Annotated in this window: 1 protein-coding gene and 1 pseudogene; both read left to right on the top strand. The window is 59.6% G+C overall.

Annotation, left to right across the window (positions count from 1 at the left end; genetic code table 11):
* Positions 1 to 254: pseudogene (locus Q0835_RS30000) on the top strand (transposase); the annotation flags it as partial.
* A 58-nt stretch (positions 255 to 312) separates the two neighbouring features.
* Complete coding sequence (locus Q0835_RS29995; protein ID WP_298967149.1) at positions 313 to 831, top strand: IS630 family transposase; 519 nt, start codon at positions 313 to 315, stop codon at positions 829 to 831.
* Positions 832 to 846 lie beyond the last annotated feature (15 nt).

The following is an 846-nucleotide window of genomic DNA, read 5'->3' as shown; positions in this document are numbered from 1 at the left end:
TGATCCTGAAGCGCGAGACAGGCTCACTTGGGCCCAAACGTCAGGGCAATCCCGGCGTGGGTAAGCTTTCCAGCCAGCACGAATGGCTGAGGTCTCACGTCTCGGAGAACGGTGACCTGACGCTTGACGAACTGACTGTGGAACTGGCCTCGCGCGGTGTGACGGTTCACCGTTCGGCGGTCGATCGGCTGCTTCGCCGTCTCGGTCTCAGCCATAAAAAAAAGCCTGCTGGCCAGCGAGCAACAGCGACCTGACATCGCCGCCGAGCGCGACCTTTGGATCACACGGCGCAAGCCCTTCTTCGACAAGGCCATGGCGCGGCTGGGTTTCATCGACGAAACCTCCACCAACACCAAGCTGACCAAGCGCACCGGCTGGGCGCAGAAAGGACAGCGCTACCGGACCCACGCGCCTTTCGGAAGCTGGAAAAGCCAGACCTGCATCGCGGCCCTGCGCAGCCATGGCCTGACCGCCCCCTGGATCATCGATCGCCCGATGAACCGGCGCACCTTCGAGGTCTGGGTGGAAACGCAACTGGCGCCGACCTTGAAAAAGGGCGATATCGTTATCCTCGACAACGTCGCCTTCCACAAGAGCGACAGGGCCGAGGCGTTGATCACAGCGCGCGGCGCGTGGATGCTGTTCCTGCCGCCCTATTCGCCCGATCTCAACCCCATTGAAATGGCTTACGCAAAGCTAAAGGCGCTGTTGCGCAAACACGCAGCAAGGAGCTTCGATGCCATCTGCAATGCGCTTGGCGAAATCTGTGACCTGTTCACTCCTACTGAATGCAGGAACTTCTTCAAACACGCTGGATATGAATGCAATTAAACGCGACACGCTTTA

It is taken from the genome of uncultured Roseibium sp., from assembly GCF_947499295.1.
Classification (GTDB): Bacteria; Pseudomonadota; Alphaproteobacteria; order Rhizobiales; family Stappiaceae; genus Roseibium.
Note: the sequence above shows the minus strand (reverse complement) of the source record. Positions and strands in the feature narration are given on the sequence as shown.